General features: G+C 64.1%; 15 protein-coding genes. 9 read left to right on the forward strand and 6 right to left on the reverse strand.

Features of this window, described 5'->3' with window-relative positions:
* Positions 1-35 precede the first annotated feature (35 nt).
* Positions 36-911, forward strand: a complete 876-nt coding sequence (locus tag ABXS05_RS26075) for a DeoR/GlpR family DNA-binding transcription regulator (protein ID WP_367625871.1) — start codon at positions 36-38, stop codon at positions 909-911.
* The gene (locus ABXS05_RS26080) at positions 889-1170 is read left to right on the forward strand and encodes a hypothetical protein (RefSeq protein ID WP_311939443.1); all 282 of its coding nucleotides are present in this window, start codon (positions 889-891) and stop codon (positions 1168-1170) included. The genes ABXS05_RS26075 and ABXS05_RS26080 overlap by 23 nt, the downstream gene beginning before the upstream one ends.
* On the opposite strand, the gene ABXS05_RS26085 is transcribed toward ABXS05_RS26080, so the two are convergent.
* Genes ABXS05_RS26085 through ABXS05_RS26100 form a run of 4 tightly spaced genes read right to left on the reverse strand, consistent with a single transcriptional unit; the run spans position 1143 to position 5575 of the window.
* Positions 1143-2099 carry an ABC transporter permease gene (locus ABXS05_RS26085; RefSeq protein WP_367625872.1) on the reverse strand — a complete coding sequence of 319 codons (957 nt, stop codon included), beginning with the start codon at positions 2097-2099 and terminating at the stop codon, positions 1143-1145. The two genes, ABXS05_RS26080 and ABXS05_RS26085, sit on opposite strands and share 28 nt — an antisense overlap.
* Positions 2100-2102: 3 nt before the next feature.
* A complete protein-coding gene (locus tag ABXS05_RS26090; RefSeq protein WP_367625873.1) occupies positions 2103-3068 on the reverse strand; it encodes an ABC transporter permease in 966 nt (321 codons plus the stop codon).
* A complete protein-coding gene (locus tag ABXS05_RS26095) occupies positions 3065-4525 on the reverse strand; it encodes a sugar ABC transporter ATP-binding protein (protein ID WP_367625874.1) in 1461 nt (486 codons plus the stop codon). Before ABXS05_RS26095 ends, ABXS05_RS26090 begins: the two co-directional genes overlap by 4 nt.
* 30 nt (positions 4526-4555) lie before the next feature.
* Positions 4556-5575 carry an ABC transporter substrate-binding protein gene (locus ABXS05_RS26100; protein ID WP_367625875.1) on the reverse strand — a complete coding sequence of 340 codons (1020 nt, stop codon included), beginning with the start codon at positions 5573-5575 and terminating at the stop codon, positions 4556-4558.
* A gap of 144 nt (positions 5576-5719) precedes the next feature.
* Here ABXS05_RS26100 and ABXS05_RS26105 point away from each other — a divergent pair, with 144 nt between their 5' ends.
* Complete coding sequence (locus tag ABXS05_RS26105; protein ID WP_367625885.1) at positions 5720-6625, forward strand: SMP-30/gluconolactonase/LRE family protein; 906 nt, start codon at positions 5720-5722, stop codon at positions 6623-6625.
* A gap of 12 nt (positions 6626-6637) precedes the next feature.
* On the opposite strand, the gene ABXS05_RS26110 is transcribed toward ABXS05_RS26105, so the two are convergent.
* Positions 6638-7345, reverse strand: a complete 708-nt coding sequence (locus tag ABXS05_RS26110) for a GntR family transcriptional regulator (protein WP_311939429.1) — start codon at positions 7343-7345, stop codon at positions 6638-6640.
* A 220-nt stretch (positions 7346-7565) separates the two neighbouring features.
* On the opposite strand from ABXS05_RS26110, the gene ABXS05_RS26115 reads away from it, so the two are divergent.
* The 6 genes from ABXS05_RS26115 (at position 7566) to ABXS05_RS26140 (ending at position 15490) form a co-directional block, all read left to right on the forward strand.
* A complete protein-coding gene (locus ABXS05_RS26115) occupies positions 7566-8393 on the forward strand; it encodes an HpcH/HpaI aldolase family protein (protein ID WP_367625876.1) in 828 nt (275 codons plus the stop codon).
* Positions 8383-9789 (forward strand): FAD-binding oxidoreductase, encoded by a 1407-nt coding sequence (locus ABXS05_RS26120; protein ID WP_367625877.1) that lies wholly within the window; start codon positions 8383-8385, stop codon positions 9787-9789. Before ABXS05_RS26115 ends, ABXS05_RS26120 begins: the two co-directional genes overlap by 11 nt.
* Positions 9790-10035: 246 nt before the next feature.
* Positions 10036-11391, forward strand: a complete 1356-nt coding sequence (locus ABXS05_RS26125) for an MFS transporter (protein ID WP_367625878.1) — start codon at positions 10036-10038, stop codon at positions 11389-11391.
* 133 nt (positions 11392-11524) lie between these two features.
* Entirely contained in the window at positions 11525-12493 is a 969-nt protein-coding gene (locus ABXS05_RS26130) for a dihydrodipicolinate synthase family protein (protein ID WP_367625879.1), read from the forward strand.
* Positions 12494-12792: 299 nt separating this feature from the next.
* Positions 12793-13266 carry a hypothetical protein gene (locus ABXS05_RS26135; protein WP_311939414.1) on the forward strand — a complete coding sequence of 158 codons (474 nt, stop codon included), beginning with the start codon at positions 12793-12795 and terminating at the stop codon, positions 13264-13266.
* A gap of 172 nt (positions 13267-13438) precedes the next feature.
* A complete protein-coding gene (locus tag ABXS05_RS26140; RefSeq protein ID WP_367625880.1) occupies positions 13439-15490 on the forward strand; it encodes a sigma-54-dependent Fis family transcriptional regulator in 2052 nt (683 codons plus the stop codon).
* 77 nt (positions 15491-15567) lie between these two features.
* On the opposite strand, the gene ABXS05_RS26145 is transcribed toward ABXS05_RS26140, so the two are convergent.
* The coding region (locus ABXS05_RS26145) for a peroxidase family protein (protein WP_367625881.1) at positions 15568-16071 on the reverse strand (504 nt) is incomplete at its 5' end.

Below are 16071 nucleotides of genomic sequence, written 5' to 3' on the forward strand. Positions count from 1 at the left end.
TGTCGGAAGGCAGCAGGGATAACCAAGGTGGAGCCATGGAATCAGCGAGCAAACGAGTGGACATGGTTCCTGCAAAGCGCAGGGCGATCATCCTGGAGCATCTGCGGGCGAATGGTGCAGCCAGCGTACAGGAATTGGCTGATGCGACGGGTGGATCCCAATCCACCGCACGGCGCGATCTCGAATATTTGATGGAAAAGGGGTACCTTGAGAGAACCCATGGCGGCGCCCACCTGGTTCAGCCGGCGCGCGCAACCTTCGAGCGCGAGAATTCGCTCAATGCCCAGCTGCAGCGCGCCGAGAAATTGGCAATCGGGCGGGAGGCTGCATCACGGCTGAGCGCCGGACACAGCGTCATCCTGGACAGTTCCTCGACGGTGATGGAGGCTGTGCGGGCGGCGGCCGAGCGCGACCTTCCCCTGACGATCGTGACAAATAGTCTTGAGATCGCCGATTTTGCCGCCGACATCCGGTCCTGGCGGACGATCATGCCCGGTGGGAGCATCCGTGCCGGCTACAGGCACCTTGCCGGAGAGCCGGGGGAGAGCTTCATTCGCACGCTGCACGCCGATCTTTGTCTCATGGGGGCATCGGCCGTTACCGGCACCCTCTTGACCGAGGCGTCGCTGGAAGTGGCCTCGTTGAAGCGAGCCATGATTGCCTCGGCAGGACGCAAGATCCTGCTTGTCGACAGCTCCAAATTTACCTCACCGAGCTTCTGCACCCTTTGCGAAGTCTCGGAGATCGACGAGATCATCACCGATGACGCGGTTGGCGCCGAAGCCCTGGCGCCTCTACGCGCGGCCGAGAAATCCGTGACGCTGGTGCCGGTGCAACGCGTGGACGGCAGGCCTTTTCGCCGCGCCGGCGGCGTGGTGAGCCAAGCGATTGCCTCGCCAGCTTTTCGGTAGGAGTGTCCGGGGGGCTACGCCGCGCGCCGGTCACGTCATCTGGTCCGGCATTTCCGACAATACAGTCAAGATCGTCGACAACTGCAGAACCAGCCAGCTCGGCTTCGTGCCGCTCGACAATTCGGAACCCTTCCTCGCGGTGGTCGAAGCCAGGACACCCGTTCCTGACCAGAGGGCGCCGCGGGCCAACGGTGGACAACGCGATAAGGTGCTGGGAGCGCACATGTCTCTTCAGCGCCGTGGACCGGTGCTGGCCTGACCGCCGGCAACAGCGATCACGGCGACGATGACGAGCCCGGTCACCATCAGACGCATCCCCGCATCGGCGCCAAGCGTGTTGAGCATGATCTGCAGAAACACCAGGAACAATGATGCCCCCCATACGCCTGCGACGCTCGCCTGGCCGCCGCCCACGGCGGTGCCGCCGATCACCACTACCGCGATGGAGGCAAGCAGATACTCGTTGCCGATGTCGACCGAGGAACCGCGAAAATAACCGGCCAGCAAGGCACCGTTGAGGCCGCCCAGGCCGCCGCAGAGCATGTAGGTGAGACAGCGGATGGTGGCGACCGGTATGCCCGCGAGCCAGGCGGCCCGCTGGTTCTGGCCGATGGCGGTGACGCTGTAGCCGAAGATCGAGCGGTGCAGCAGCACGGCGATGCCGATGCTGGCGAGCATCGCGACAAGCACGAAGAGGGGCAGGCCGGCGAGGCGCAGATCCGTGAAGGCGGCGAAGGCGGGCGGCGGCTTGATCTGCAGGCCGCGGCCATAGCTGATGTCGACGGATTGGATGACGAAGCTGGCCGAGAGGGTGGAGATGATCGGGGGGATGCGCAAGGCTGCGATCAGGAGATAGTTGATCGCGCCGATGGCGGTGCCGCAGGCGAGCGCGGCGCACAGGCCGAGCGGGATCATGGCATCCGAGCCCCCCATCACTTTCATCGCAACGGCGCTGGCCAGGCCGATATTGGCCGGCAGCGACAGGTCGACATTGCCGGGACCAAGCGTGATGACGAACATCTGTCCGATCCCGACCACGATGGTGAATACCGCCAGCGAGAAGGCTGCGTCGAGCATGCCGGCCGCGCCACCGCCGCCAGTAGCGAGGATGGTCGCGGCATAGACGAGGCCGGCGCCGATGAAGGACCAGATCCAGGGAAGGGCGAAGAGCTTGCGGGTCAAATCCATCGCTCAGGCCTCTCGTTTCGCGATGAGCGCACGCGCCGCCAGAATGACGATCAGGATGGCGCCGTTGGCGCCGACCTGCCAATCGGGCGGGACATGCATGAAGCTGAGCAGTGAGGAGGAGGCGAGAGAGAGCGTCAGGGCGCCGATCACTGCGCCGACGGGCGACACGCGCCCGCCCACGAATTCGCCGCCGCCGAGGATGACGCCGGCGATGGAGAGCAGCGTGTAGCCATTGCCGATATTGGCATCGCCCGCCGTCGACAGGCCTGTAAGGGCCAAGCCCGACAGGACACCGAACATGCCCGCCAGCATGAATGCCACGATCTTGATTTTCAGCAGCGACCAGCCCGCCTGCCGGATGGCAGCGGCATTGCCGCCGGCCCCGCGCAGTATGGCGCCGTAAGCCGTGCGCTTCAGTCCGCAATGCACCAGCGCTGCGATGACGACAGCGGCGAGGATCGGCATCGGTACGTAGGGCGTCTTGATGGTCATCACCATGTGAAGCCAGTCCGGCGCCTTGCCGCCCGGCGTGGGAAGCAGCAGGATGGCTGCACCCTGCCAGAAGAAGCTCATGCCGAGCGTCACCACGATGGATGGCAGGTTGCGCAGATGGATGAGAGCTCCGATCAATCCATAGACGACGACGGCGCCGATGATCACCGCGGTGCCCAGCAGGGGCGCCTGCACCAGCCAGGTGGCGGTGACACAGCCGATGAAGCTGACGAAGAAGCCAAGCGACAGGTCGAGATCATTGACGGTGATCACGAACATCTGCCCGATGGTGACCAGCACCAGCGGCACGGCGAGGTTCAGCATCAGGTTAAAGCCGAGATAGCTGATGGCGCGCGGGTTCAGCCAGCCGATCGCGCCGAGCACGAGGAAGAGGGAGATCGCAGGCAACACCGCCCGCAGGAGCGGACGCCAGGTGGCGGTGCGGGCCGAAGCGGGGACAGGGGAAGCAAGGCTCATGCGGCCTCCGTAAAGGAAGACTGGATGACCTTCTCTTCAGTAATCTCGTGGCTGGCGAGTTCGGCGACGATGCTGCCGTTCCGGAAAACATAGACCCGGTCGCAGTTCTCCAATTCCTCCGTTTCGGTGGTGTACCATAGGAAGGTACGCCCCTTGCGAGCCTCCTCGCGCAGGAGATCGTAGACCTCGAGCTTGGTGGCAATGTCGACGCCGCGCATGGGGTCGTCCATCAATACGATCCGTGCATCCGAGGCGAGCGCCCGCGCGAACAGGGCTTTCTGCTGATTGCCTCCCGAAAGGGTGAGGATGTTATCGGTCATGGCCGGAGTGCGAATGCGCATACGTTTGCGCCAGGTCTCGCCGAGTTCGTCTTCGTGCTTGCGGGAGATCAGGAAGCCGCGCCGGAGGGCGCGCATCGAGCCGATGGCGATGTTGCGGGCAATCGAGGAGAGGGGGAAGATACCGTCGCGCTGACGGTCGCCGGCGATCAGGGCCGTGGACACGGTGACCTCGATGCCGGAGCTGTGTCCGCCCTTCGCCGCGAAGATGTCGATCAGCATCCGGGTCTGGCCGTGGCCGGCCAGGCCGGCCAGTCCGACGATCTCGCCCCGGCGCGCCAGCAGCTCGATGGCCGATCCGTCACCGGCAGGCCGCACGCGCACGCAGACCTCACCATGCGCCGATGGCGCCTGAATGCTGGTGCTGCCTTGCCGATGTTCGGCGCCCATGGCGCTCACGAGCCTGTCGCGATCGAACTCACGCGCAGGCCCGTTGGCGACTACGGCGCCATCGCGCATGACCACGATGCGGTCGGCATTGTCGAGGATCTCGCCGAGCATGTGGGAGATCAGGATGCAGCTCAGGCCTTTTGCCACCGCGGCGCGCATATAGGCGAGGAGCTGGCCCGCCGTATGGCTGTCGAGCGAGGAGGTCGGCTCGTCGAGAATGATGAGATGGAGCGGTGCGTCCGTCACCGTGAAGGCGCGGGCCACTTCGACCATCTGCCGGCGGCCGATCGAGAGATCCTCCACCACGTCGCCGGCGGCGATGCCATGGCCGGGAAAGATCTCGTCGAGCTTGGCCGTGATCAGGGCGCCGGCCCGGCGTCGCCAACCCAAGCCACGCAGCGCGCCGTGATTGACGCGGGTGTTCTCGGCCACGGTGAGATTGGCGCAGAGCGACAATTCCTGGAACACGCAGCGTATGCCGAGGGCATTGGCTGCCGTCACCGTATAGCCGATTTGCTGCTGGCCCGAGATCCGGATGCTGCCCGAGGTAGGCGGCAGGGTACCCGCCAGCACGTTCATCAGCGTCGACTTGCCGGCGCCGTTATGGCCGACGAGCCCGATACATTCGCCGGGGGTGACAGTGAAATCGACCCCGGCGAGCGCACAGACAGTGCCGAACTGCATGGTCACGCCGTCGAGGCGAACGATATCGGAAGGCTTTTGCGTCACCGATGAATCTCCGCCTTGCATCCCGGCCGCTTACTTCGCGGCCGCCTCGATGGCCTTGGCGACTTCGTCCTGGCCGTATTCGCGATTGGCCACGCCCCCGGCCGGCGTATCGGCGAGATATTTGTCGAGTTCGCTCGCCCCGATCGTCAGGATACCCATCGGCACCTCGTTGGGAACCTTCTTGCCGTCGAGGACCTGCTGGGCCACCCAGAAGGCGAAGGTCACCATGCCCGGCGCTTCGGAGGCCGACCAGGTGTCGTAGCCGCTGGCGCCTCCCTGCTCCTTCCACCAGGCAAGCTCGTCCTGGCGGTTGCCGAGCATGATCAGCGGCAGGGGCCGGCCGGCGGCCTTGAAGGCCTGCGCCGTGCCGTAGCCATCGCCGCCCTGGTCGATCACCGCGGCGATCTGCGGCAGCGAGGGCAGGACCGTCGTCACCGCCTTCTGCGCCGTGGTCTGGTCCCAGTTGCCGTTGACCTCGGAAACGATCTTCAGGTTCGGATGTTTCTTGATTTCGGCTTCCACGCCCTTGGTGATTTCGGCGTCGATGCTCGTACCGGCCAGGCCGCGCACATAGAGCACATTGCCGCCATTGGGCAGGCGCTTGGCAACCTGGCGGACCTGTTCGGCGCCATAGGTCTCGGCGAGGTCCACCGTTACCTTGTAGGCGCACGGTTCGGTGACGAGGCCGTCGAAGGCCACGACCACGATGCCGGCATCGCAGGCCTGCTTGACCGCGCCGTTCAGGGCCTCGGGGGAGGCGGCATCGATGACGATGGCATCATAGCCCTGCAGGATGAGGTTCTGGATCTGGGCGGCCTGGGTCGGAGCTTCCTTGTCGGCCGTGGTGAAGGCATCGGCTGCGGCGATCACCTTGTCGGCGACGGCCTGCTTGCCGACCTTGTCCCAGCTCTGCAGCATGGCCTGGCGCCAGGAATTGCCGGCATAGTTGTTGGAAAGAGCGATCTTTTTGCCCGACGTGTCGGCAAGCGCGGGACCTCCCAGCAGGAGCGCCAGCATCGGCGCGACGACAAAGGCCAGCTTCGAATTCATGGGAGTCCTCCGGTTCAGTGCTCTGATGTTTTTCTTGCCTGCCAACGCAGGCTGCTTGCCGATGAACCTAAGGTACAATATGTCACGTGGTCAAGCGCCCGACCACAACGCGATAGCGGCGCCCTTGCGGAGGTGACGGTGACGATGTCCTGTTTCGAAATTCTCGACGACCGCTTCCGGCGCCTGTTCGTCGGCACTGCACAGCTCGATCGGTTGTATACGGGCTGCCGTTGGGCCGAAGGGCCGGCCTATTTCCCGGCAGCCCGTTCGCTGGTCTGGTCCGACATCCCCAATGATCGCATGCTGCGCCTCGACGAATGCAGCGGCTCGGTCTCGGTATTCCGCCATCCTGCCGGCCATTCCAACGGCAACACGGTGGATCGGCAGGGCCGGCTGGTGACCTGCGAGCATGGCGGGCGCCGCGTTTCGCGCACCGATATCGATGGTCGCGTGATCACGCTGGCAGACCGCCATGACGGCAAGCGCCTCAACAGCCCCAACGACGTGGTCGTGCAGTCCAATGGCGATATCTGGTTCAGCGATCCCACTTACGGCATCGATTCCGACTATGAAGGCCACCAGGCCGACAGCGAGCAGGGTGCCAATCGCGTCTACCGTCTCGATGCGTCGGGCAAGCTGAGCGTGGTGGCGGACGATTTCGTCCAGCCCAACGGTCTCGCCTTCTCTCCGGACGAAAAGCTGCTCTATGTCGTCGACACCGGCCGCAGCCACGTGCCGGATGGTCCGGCCCATATCCGCCGTTTCGCCGTGGGCGAAAACGGCGCGCTCGTCGACGAGGGGCTGTTTGCCGACTGCACGGCCGGCTTCTTCGATGGCCTGCGCGTCGACACACAGGGCCGCATCTGGACCAGCGCCGGCGACGGCGTGCATTGCTACGATCCCGACGGAAGCCTCATCGGCAAGATCCTTGTGCCGGAGGTGGTCGCCAATGTCTGTTTCGGCGGGCTGAAGCGCAATTACCTCTATATCTGCGGGACGACGTCGCTCTACGGCGTCCGCCTGCCGGTCAACGGCGCCAAGACGTTCTAGGTGGCCGGCGCCCTAGTCGTGTCGGGCGCTAGTGCCGATCAGGCCTTCCTGCAAGGCGCGGACATAGGAGTGCCGCGTGTTGAGGATATGATTGACCAGGATCGAATCGAGCTCGACGAGGTCGCCTCTCTCGAAGGCCGACATCATCTGTTGATGCTCGATATAGGAGCGGTCCTGTACGCCGGCGAGCGGTACCGAAAGATGGGTGCGCAACGTCGCAATGGGGCCGGAGACGAGGGCGTAACCGTCTTCGATGAAGCGATTGCGGCAATTGCGGATGAAGGCCTCGTGGAACACGGTGTCGGCCCGCGAATAAGCCACAGGATCGGCCTTGGCCCTGGCCTCGTCCATGGCCGCCTTGGCGCCATTCAGCATCTCGATCGTCTCGGCACGGCGGCGGGCCAGCGCGAAACTGACGGCCCGGCATTCGAGCAGGATGCGATATTCGCAAAGGTCCACCAGGTCCTGCTCCGTGGGGAAGAAAACATAGCTGCCTTTCTGCGGCACGATGTTCACCATTCCCTGCAATTGCAGCATCGAGAGGGCCTCGCGCACCGGTGTGCGGCTGACGCCGAGCTTGGCGGCCAGACCGAGTTCGGAAAGCTCGCTGCCGAGCGGCAATTCAGAATCGATGATGGCTTGGCGCAACCTTTCGGCCACGGTGGTCGTCAGCGAGCGCGGTCGGTCGATCGACAGGGCTGCGGATGAAGCGAGCGACACGATGGGCGGTTCTCCCAGATTCCAGCTTTCCAGTATGCAAGATACAGCCCGCACCGGCAATGGGGAGTGAAATTCTCCGAGATGCAGGCGCTAGCAACAAAAATTACTGAGGTACTGTACTTCAGATGGGGAGGCGTCTAAGTTACGGGCAGCCTTGGTTGGCTCAGCATCCGGGAAGCCGGCCATCAACAGGCCTCGTGCCACCCGACGGGAGAGGAAAGTGTTCAAGCCAAATCAGCTGAAGCGACGCCTTGCGGCGGGGGATGCCCTGTTCGGCGCCTGGGTGGAGACTGGCAGCGCCACCAATGTCGAAATTCTGGCGCATCAGGGTTTCGACTTCCTCATCCTCGATCTTGAACATGGCCTGGGCGAGCTGCGCGATGCCGTCGACATGCTTCGAGCGGCCGAAGGCGGCACGCCCTGCATCGTGCGTGTACCGTGGAACGATCCGATTATCCTCAAGCGCTTGCTCGACGCCGGCGCCAACAGCCTGATGATCCCATCGGTCGAGACGGCCGAGGAGGCCAGGGCAGCTGTCGCCGCCTGCCGTTACCCGCCGCAGGGACGGCGCGGCTATGCGGCGCCGCTGGTGCGTGCCTCGACCTTCGGCAAGGTCGCCGACTACATGGCGCGGGCGAATGAGGAACTCCTGATCGTCATCCAGCTCGAATCTGCCGATGCCGTGCATCGTGCCGCCGAGATCTGTGCCGTCGAGGGCGTCGACGTGCCGTTTCTCGGGGTCAACGACATGGCCGGTTCGATCGGCATGCTGGAGCAGCTCGACAGGCCGGAAGTGCGTGTCCTGGTGAGCGAAGCGGAAAAGGCGCTGCTTGCCAGCGGCAAGCCGATGGGCACCGTCCCGAGCGCCGGTGCAAATTGGCAGTCCCTCATCGAGGCCGGCTATCGCCTGGTCCCGGTGGCAAGCGATGTCGGTCTCATGCGCGACGCCGCTCTGGCGGTGGTGCGCGAACAGGTGAAATTCCGCGAGGAGCGGACGGGCGTGGCGGTTCACTCCGCCCTGCCGATGGACAGGGCTCATGCTTACTAAGATGTCGACAAATGCCTCCGCCGAGGCCATCCGTGCGCTGGAGGAGGCGCTTGGGCCTGCCGTGGTGCTTTCGGGTGCCGATATTCCCGAACGCAATCTCCAGGACTGGAGCACGCTCGGACCCGTCCGTCCGCTGGCCGTGGTCCGGCCGTCCGATGCCCAGGGCGTTGCGACGGCGATGCGGATTGCCTCGCGTCACGGTATCGCTGTCGTGCCGCAGGGTGGGCTGACGGGCCTGGCCGGCGGTAGCCGCCCTATCGAAGGCGCCATCGCCCTGTCGCTCGAACGGCTGGTGGGCATCGAGGAGATCGATGCGGCGGCGGCGACCGTGACCGTGAAAGCCGGTACCACGCTGGAGGCCATCCAGCGGGCGGCCGACGATGCCGGTTTCTTCTTTGCCCTGGATCTCGGGGCCCGCGGGTCCTGCGCCATCGGCGGCAATATCGGTACCAATGCCGGCGGCAACCGCGTCATCCGCTACGGCATGACTCGCGACATGGTGCTCGGGCTCGAGGTCGTGCTGCCGGACGGCACGCTGATGACCAGCCTCAACAAGATGATCAAGAACAATGCCGGCTTCGATCTCAAACAGCTCTTCATTGGGTCGGAAGGCACTCTCGGCATCGTGACGCGGGCCGTGCTGCGCCTGCATCCCAAGCCCAATTGCGTGATGGCGGCCGTGTGCGGCCTTGGCAGCTACGACAAGGTTCTCTCGTTTCTCGGCAGCACCCGCCGCTGGCTGGGGCCGACCCTGTCGGCCTTCGAGGTGATGTGGCCCGACTATTGGCAGGTGGCGACCCAGCGCGTTCCCAACATCCGCCGTCCGGTTTCCGGCGAACATGCCTTCTACGTGCTCGTCGAGGGCATGGGCACCCATGAGGACGAAAAGGCCCGCTTCGATGCCCTGCTCGAGAACCAGATGGAAGCTGGCATCATCGAGGATGCGGCAGTGGCGCAATCACTGAGCGACGTGAAGGCATTCTGGGGCGCGCGAGACGCGGCGGCGGAATTCAGGCAGGTGCTGGGACCGCACAGTTCCTTCGATATCGGCCTTCCGGTTGCCGACATGGATATCTATGCTGGGGCCTGCCGCGCACGATTGGCGCGTGAGCTGCCGGGGTGCGAGAGCTACTTCTACGGCCACATTGCCGATGGCAACATGCACATCATCGCCTGCGTTCCCGGCGCGGCGCAGCAGCCTTACGAGGCGATCGACGACATCGTCTATGACCTCGTGCGCAGCCATGGCGGCACCATTTCGGCCGAGCACGGCATTGGGCTGAAAAAGAAGAAGTTCCTGCCTTACACGCGCTCGCCGGCCGAGCTCGAGCTCATGCGCTCGATCAAGGCCGCTCTCGATCCTCGCGGTTTGCTGAACCCTGGAAAGGTTGTCTGAGGCCTGGCGGAGCCGGGCCGTGGCGCAGCCACGACGGTTGCCATTGCGCACTTGCCTCGTCGGCACTCCGAGCCTGCGGCCGAAGCGAACTGCGCCGCGCAAGCCGGTGCAGCCGGAGATAGGCGTCTGGCTCGAGGGCAGGGCCAGACCGCGCATCCTGGCAGCCCCCAAACGGACCTTTCGGAAGATTACCCGACTTAAAACAGAACCGGCCACATGGGAAAGGCCAATGGGACGGAGACTATGATGACTATGAACAATGGCCAGGCCCACCTGGCCGGCCGCGACAGGTCCGATCGGGCATCGCTCGACCGCGCCATATCTCGGGCGAAATGGCGCATCCTGCCGTTCTTGATCCTGATGTATCTGCTGGCCTATCTCGATCGGGTCAATATCGGCTTCGCCAAGCAATCCTATCAGGCGACCACGGGTGTGACCGAAGCGGCTTTCGCCTTTGGCGCAGGTGTCTTCTTCCTCACCTACGCCCTCTTCGAATTGCCGAGCAACCTCATGCTGCACAAGGTCGGAGCCCGCCGTTGGTTGGCCCGCATCATGGTGACTTGGGGCATCATTTCCGGGCTGATGATGTTCGCCTACAACGACACGACATTCTCGCTGATCCGCGTTGTCCTGGGCGCTGCCGAGGCCGGCCTTTTCCCCGGCGCAATCCTGTATCTGACGCTCTGGTTTCCAAAGGAAGTCCGCGGAAAAATCCTGGCGATCTTCTATTTCGGCAGTCCGCTCGCTTTGATCTTCGGCGGTCCGATATCCGGCCTGTTCCTCGACATGGACGGCCTGTTCGGCCTCCATGGCTGGCAATTGATGTTCCTGATCGAGGGAGGCATCACCGTTCTGGTCGGTATCTGGGCCTATTTCTATCTGACCGACACGCCGGCCGAAGCCAAATGGATGCCTGCCGACGAACGCCAGGCCCTGACGGCCGCGCTTGCCGCGGAGCAGTCCGAAAAGGCCCATAGCGGGGAGATCGATTTTGCTCGTGCCGTTCGCAATCCGCGCCTGTTCTATTTTGCCGCCATCTATTTCCTGATCCAGATCACCGGCCTTGGCGTGGCCTTCTATCTGCCGACACAGGTCGCGGCCCTGCTCGGGGTCAAGGTCGGCCTGCTGGTGGGCTGCATTTCGGCCATTCCGTGGATTTGTGCCCTGATCGCGGGCTTCTTCTATCCGGACTGGGCGGTGCGCTCGGGCCGGCGTCAAATCTGCCTGCTGTTTTCGCTGGCTGCGATCGCGCTCGGCCTGGTGGCCTCTGCGCATGCCAGCCCGGCGCTGGCGATTGCGGCGCTCTGCTTCGTCACCATGGGCATCATGACGGCGCAGCCGATCTTCTGGACCTTCCCGACGCAATATCTGGGCGGCGCGGCGGCGGCCGGCGGCTTTGCGGTGATCAATTCCCTGGGCGCCCTGGGCGGCTTCGTCGCTCCGAACGTCCGTACCGGAGCCATCACCTGGTCCGGCATCGAGGCCTATGGTCTCTATGCGATCGCTGCAGCCGCGTTTCTTGCATTCGTCCTGGTGCTCTTCATCAAAAGGGTTTCGGACAGCCAGCCGCTCAGCGCGACGATCTCCTCTGTTCGGACCTGAACAGGGGAGCCCAGCATGATGTCGGCGTCCTGCGGGTAGGATCAGCCTCCCCGAATGTCGCCGATGTCGAGCTGTTTAAAACTGACGATCCAACCTTGTTGAGTCCAAGACAAACACCCAGGCCGAACACAAAATGACCAAGAAAATCGAGGGCATCATTCCCGTGATGATCACCCCGTTCACGCCGAGCGGGAAGATCGACTATGCGGGCGTGGCCAATCTGGTGGAATGGTATGTCGCAAACGGCTCGGATGCCTTGTTTGCCGTTTGCCAATCCAGCGAAATGCAGTTCCTGAGCCTGGAGGAGCGTGTCGAGCTCGCAGCCTTCGTGAAGAAGGCGGCTTCAGGCCGGATCCCCGTCATCGCATCGGGCCATGTGAGCGAAGATCTCGATGATCAGCTCGCCGAACTCACCGCGATCGCGGCAACAGGGGTAGACGGCATCGTTCTCGTCACCAACCGTCTGGATGCCAAGAAAGAGGGCGGCACGAAATTCATCGACGATCTCAATTGGCTGTTGCTGCGGCTGCCGAAGGACATGCCATTGGGTCTTTACGAATGTCCTGCTCCCTATCGCCGTCTGTTGACGGATGATGAGCTGGCCTTCTGCGCCCATAGCGGCAGATTTGTCATCTTGAAGGACGTGTCGTGCGACCTCGATACGGTCAGGCGGCGCATCGAGCTCACCAAGGATACGCCGCTTTCCATCATCAATGCCAATGCAGCGATTGCTTTCGACGCGATCAAGGCGGGCTCGCGCGGTTTCACCGGGGTTTTTACCAATTTCCATCCCGATCTCTACAAATGGCTGCTGATCAAGAGCTCGGACAATCCGGCCCTCGCCGATGAGCTCTCGGTCTATCTCGCACTCTCCGCAATGGCCGAGCCGATGGGGTATCCGAAACTGGCAAAGCTTTATCATCAGCGCATTGGCACTTTCTCCTGCACCGACAGCCGGACCGTGACTTTCGATATTCGCGAGCGATTCTGGGCGTTGGATGCGCTTATGGACAAGATCGTCCAGGGGACGGAACATTACCGCAGGCGTATTGCGGCGGCCGAGCTTCTTCAAAACGGGATTGAGAGTGGCTCGCCCTCTTGACGTTCCCGGCTTCTGGCCCGGCGTGTGGTCTTTGACGAAAGCAGCCTTTGAAGATGTGAGCGCTCCGCATGTCGGGGCCTCCTCCAATGTGGCCGGCTTGCCGAAATTGTCTGGGTCGGAAGCGGGCCCGCATTGGGTGTCGCAGCACGAACCTGCCGGTCTTTGTCGTACTCCTCTACTACCCCAAGCCAGAAAATCGGGCCTATAAGGTCATGCTGGTGAGGTGGCCGGAAAAAGAATATGCTCGCAGCAGAGCATGAAATGCCGCCGTTCTGGCCAATGAAATCTGGGAGGAGTTCGTGGTCGAGATCATTTCCAAGCGGGATGGCCCGCGCCGGGAGGATGCCGCGTTGCGCAGGCTTCTGTCGGAGAACCGCACGACCATCACGCGTCTTGCCGATCAGTTCAGCGCCGGTGCCTATTCCGCCAGCAAGGTCGCCAAGCCGAAACCGCAGCCCAAGGGGCTGATCTTCCATGACATGAGCGCAGGCGCTCCCTCTGAGGAGCCACTTGCCCGCATACGCGTCAGCCTCAACGGCCGCGTCATCATGGTGGATGAAAACACCAGTCGCCAGCTGCACCATCTCGGCCAGATCACGACTCGGGACGGCGGCGAGGTCTTCGTGCTGGCAACCAGCGAGAATGGCTTTTTCGCTCCCCTGGATGAGCCGATCGCAACCCTGCTCGCCGGTCTCGACAACCAGACCTTGTCCGGCGACCACACTGAAGAGTGGCTTGTTGCCGAGATCGGCCGCCGGCTGGATCTGGAATGAATCTGGAGCTCCGTTCTCGCCGTGTCCACGGACCTTGCGAGGACGGTGCATTCCTGATGCTCTTACGACCTGCAGCATGGCGCTGGCATTCCGTGCCTCGCACTATCGCTGCCGCCCGATTGGAACTCCCGTGAACTAGAGGTGCTACTCGAGAAAGCGATGTGAAGCACGCATGACACGCGATATCGATCTGGACGACATCCGCACCAGTGTTGCCCCGCCCGGCCGGCAGACGCAGAGCCTGTCCGTGGCAAACCTCGACTATGACGAACGACGGACCATGCGGGCCTGGGAGAATCTGCTCTCCGGCGCTTCGGACAGGGATCGTGCGCGTTCGCCGGTCCGCTCCCTCATCCGCGATTCCTGGCACCGCTGTGCGAGCGGCGGCATCGATGCACAGCAGAACGAAGCCCCCCTCAGGGGCGGGCGGGACGAGGTCGAGCACCTGGCTTACCTCAACCGCGAGCTCCTGGAAGCGGCACGCCGGTCCTTCTTCACGATCGGCCGGTTGCTCGAAGGCACCGGCGCCATGCTGGTTCTCGCCGATGGCGAGGGCACCCTCATCGATACGGTCGGCGACGAACGCACTTTGCGCGACGGCATGGATATCCATCTGGCGATTGGCGGCAAATGGACCGAGGATGTCGTGGGCACCAACGGCATCGGTACGGCGCTGTGGGCCGGTGAACCCGTCTTCGTGCATGCGGCCGAGCATTTCTGCGCGGGCATCAAGGCGTGGACCTGCGCCGGTGCCCCGGTGCGTGATCCCTTCGATGGGCGCATCATCGGCGTGGTCGACCTCTCGGGCCATCCCGACATCTTCAGGCCCCACAACACCGCTCTGGTCGCGGCGGCCGCGCGCGAAATCGAGAAAGCCCTGGCCGACCAGCAGAGCGAGGAGCGCACGCGCCTGCTCGAAGCCTTCATCACCTCGGCGCCGCGCTATCGCCGTTCCGACGGTTTGATGATCGTCGACCGCCATGGCCGAGTGATCTACAAGGCCAACCTGCCCAGGCCGATCGAGGGGGGCTTCCTCGCCTCCTTCTCGGGCGCCCCGGCCCGCAGGCTGGTCGAACTGACGGGGGCCGACAGCCTGGAGGGGCTGGTCAGCCAGCTGCCGCAGGAATTCCAGACCTGCCATGTCAACCGGCTGGAGCTGGATGGAGATCTGCGGGGAGCGGCGCTGGTGTTTCCGCCCGTTGCGGCGCCGAGCCTCGTGCCAGCCGTCAATCCGGCATCCACGCGTCTCAACGAGGCCCGGGCCGCCATCGTCGGCGAAAGCCCTGCCTTGCGGGCAGCCGTCGACGTCGCCTGCCGGGTGTCCCAATCCAGTGACGTCACATCCCTGCTGATCGAAGGGGAGACCGGCGTCGGCAAGGAGCTGTTCGCCAGGCTCCTCCAGCAAGGCAGCCGCTCGGGCACGAGCGCGCCATTCATTGCCCTCAATTGCGGGGCGATCACCCGTGAGCTCTTCGGCAGCGAGCTGTTCGGCCATGCACCCGGCGCCTTCACCGGTGCCAGCCGCGAGGGCAAGCCGGGTGTGTTCGAGCTCGCGAATGGCGGTGTGCTCAGCCTCGACGAGATCGGCGAAATGCCGCTCGATATCCAGCCCTTCCTGTTGCGCGTGCTCGAGGACCGCGTGGTGACCCGTATCGGCGACAGCCGGCGCCGGCCGGTCGACGTGCGGCTGGTGGCCTCGACCAATCGTGAGCTCAAGCAGGAGGTGGAGGCCGGGCGCTTCCGCCGGGATCTCTATTATCGCATCAGCACGGTATCGATCCGCGTGCCGCCCCTGCGCGAGCGCGGGGAGGACATCGTGCTGCTGCTCGATCACTTCAACCAGAAGATCGCTACCCGCATGCAGATGGAGCCGCTGGTGTTCACGCCGCAGGCGCTGGACCATCTCATGGCCTATCACTGGCCCGGCAATGTGCGCGAGCTGCGCAATCTGGTCGAGAAGCTGCATGTGCTCAGCCATGGCGGCAGCGTCGGCCTTGCCGACCTGCCGGGGGAGATCATCCGGGGCGAGGGCGACGCTCACGCTCCGGCTTCCTTGCCCGCAACGGGGATGGGAACGCTGGAGGACGCGGAACGCCAGGCGATCCGCCAGGTCCTGGCGGCCGAGGATGGCAATCTGAGCCGGGCGGCGCGCCGGCTCGGCGTCTCCCGTCCCACGCTTTACCGCAAGCTCGACCAATATGGCATCCGCCGCGGTTTCATCTGAATTCTACTGAGGTTGTCTGGCCTGCGGGGGAGGGAACGGCGCGGCGACATGCCGATGTGCGCCGCTCCCTGTCGGGATCAGACGAGATCGAAGCGATCGGCGTTCATGACCTTGGTCCAGGCAGCGACGAAGTCGGCGACGAAGCGGGCCTTGGCATCGTCGCTGGCATAGACCTCGGCCAGCGCCCGCAGCTGGGAGTTGGAGCCGAACACCAGGTCGGCGCGGGTGCCGGTCCACTTCACCTCGCCCGTGGCGCGGTCGCGGCCCTCGAACACGTCCTCGGCCGCCGAGGTCGCCTTCCAGGCCGTGCCCATGTCGAGCAGGTTGACGAAGAAGTCGGTGGTCAACACCCCCGGCCGGTCGGTCAGCACGCCGTGCTGGCTGCCGCCGGCATTGGCGCCGAGCACCCGAAGGCCGCCGACCAGCACCGTCAGTTCCGGCGCCGTCAGGCCCAGGAGCTGGGCCCTGTCGACCAGCAGTCCCTCGGCCGGCACGCTGTAGGTCGTCTTCAGATAGTTGCGGAAGCCGTCCGCCACCGGCTCGAGCACGGCGAAGGATTCCACATCCGTCTGCTCCTGGCT

It is taken from the genome of Labrys neptuniae, from assembly GCF_040797145.1.
GTDB classification, from domain to species: domain Bacteria; phylum Pseudomonadota; class Alphaproteobacteria; order Rhizobiales; family Labraceae; genus Labrys; species Labrys neptuniae.

Excerpts from the sequence above, each read along its gene's own strand:
- ABXS05_RS26075 (WP_367625871.1), top strand. The coding sequence starts at position 36 with ATGGAATCAGCGAGCAAACGAGTGGACATGGTTCCTGCAAAGCGCAGG.
- ABXS05_RS26140 (WP_367625880.1), top strand. The coding sequence starts at position 13,439 with ATGACACGCGATATCGATCTGGACGACATCCGCACCAGTGTTGCCCCG.
- ABXS05_RS26125 (WP_367625878.1), top strand. The coding sequence starts at position 10,036 with ATGACTATGAACAATGGCCAGGCCCACCTGGCCGGCCGCGACAGGTCC.
- ABXS05_RS26090 (WP_367625873.1), bottom strand. The coding sequence starts at position 3,068 with ATGAGCCTTGCTTCCCCTGTCCCCGCTTCGGCCCGCACCGCCACCTGG.
- ABXS05_RS26100 (WP_367625875.1), bottom strand. The coding sequence starts at position 5,575 with ATGAATTCGAAGCTGGCCTTTGTCGTCGCGCCGATGCTGGCGCTCCTG.
- ABXS05_RS26105 (WP_367625885.1), top strand. The coding sequence starts at position 5,720 with ATGTCCTGTTTCGAAATTCTCGACGACCGCTTCCGGCGCCTGTTCGTC.
- ABXS05_RS26085 (WP_367625872.1), bottom strand. The coding sequence starts at position 2,099 with ATGGATTTGACCCGCAAGCTCTTCGCCCTTCCCTGGATCTGGTCCTTC.
- ABXS05_RS26120 (WP_367625877.1), top strand. The coding sequence starts at position 8,383 with ATGCTTACTAAGATGTCGACAAATGCCTCCGCCGAGGCCATCCGTGCG.
- ABXS05_RS26130 (WP_367625879.1), top strand. The coding sequence starts at position 11,525 with ATGACCAAGAAAATCGAGGGCATCATTCCCGTGATGATCACCCCGTTC.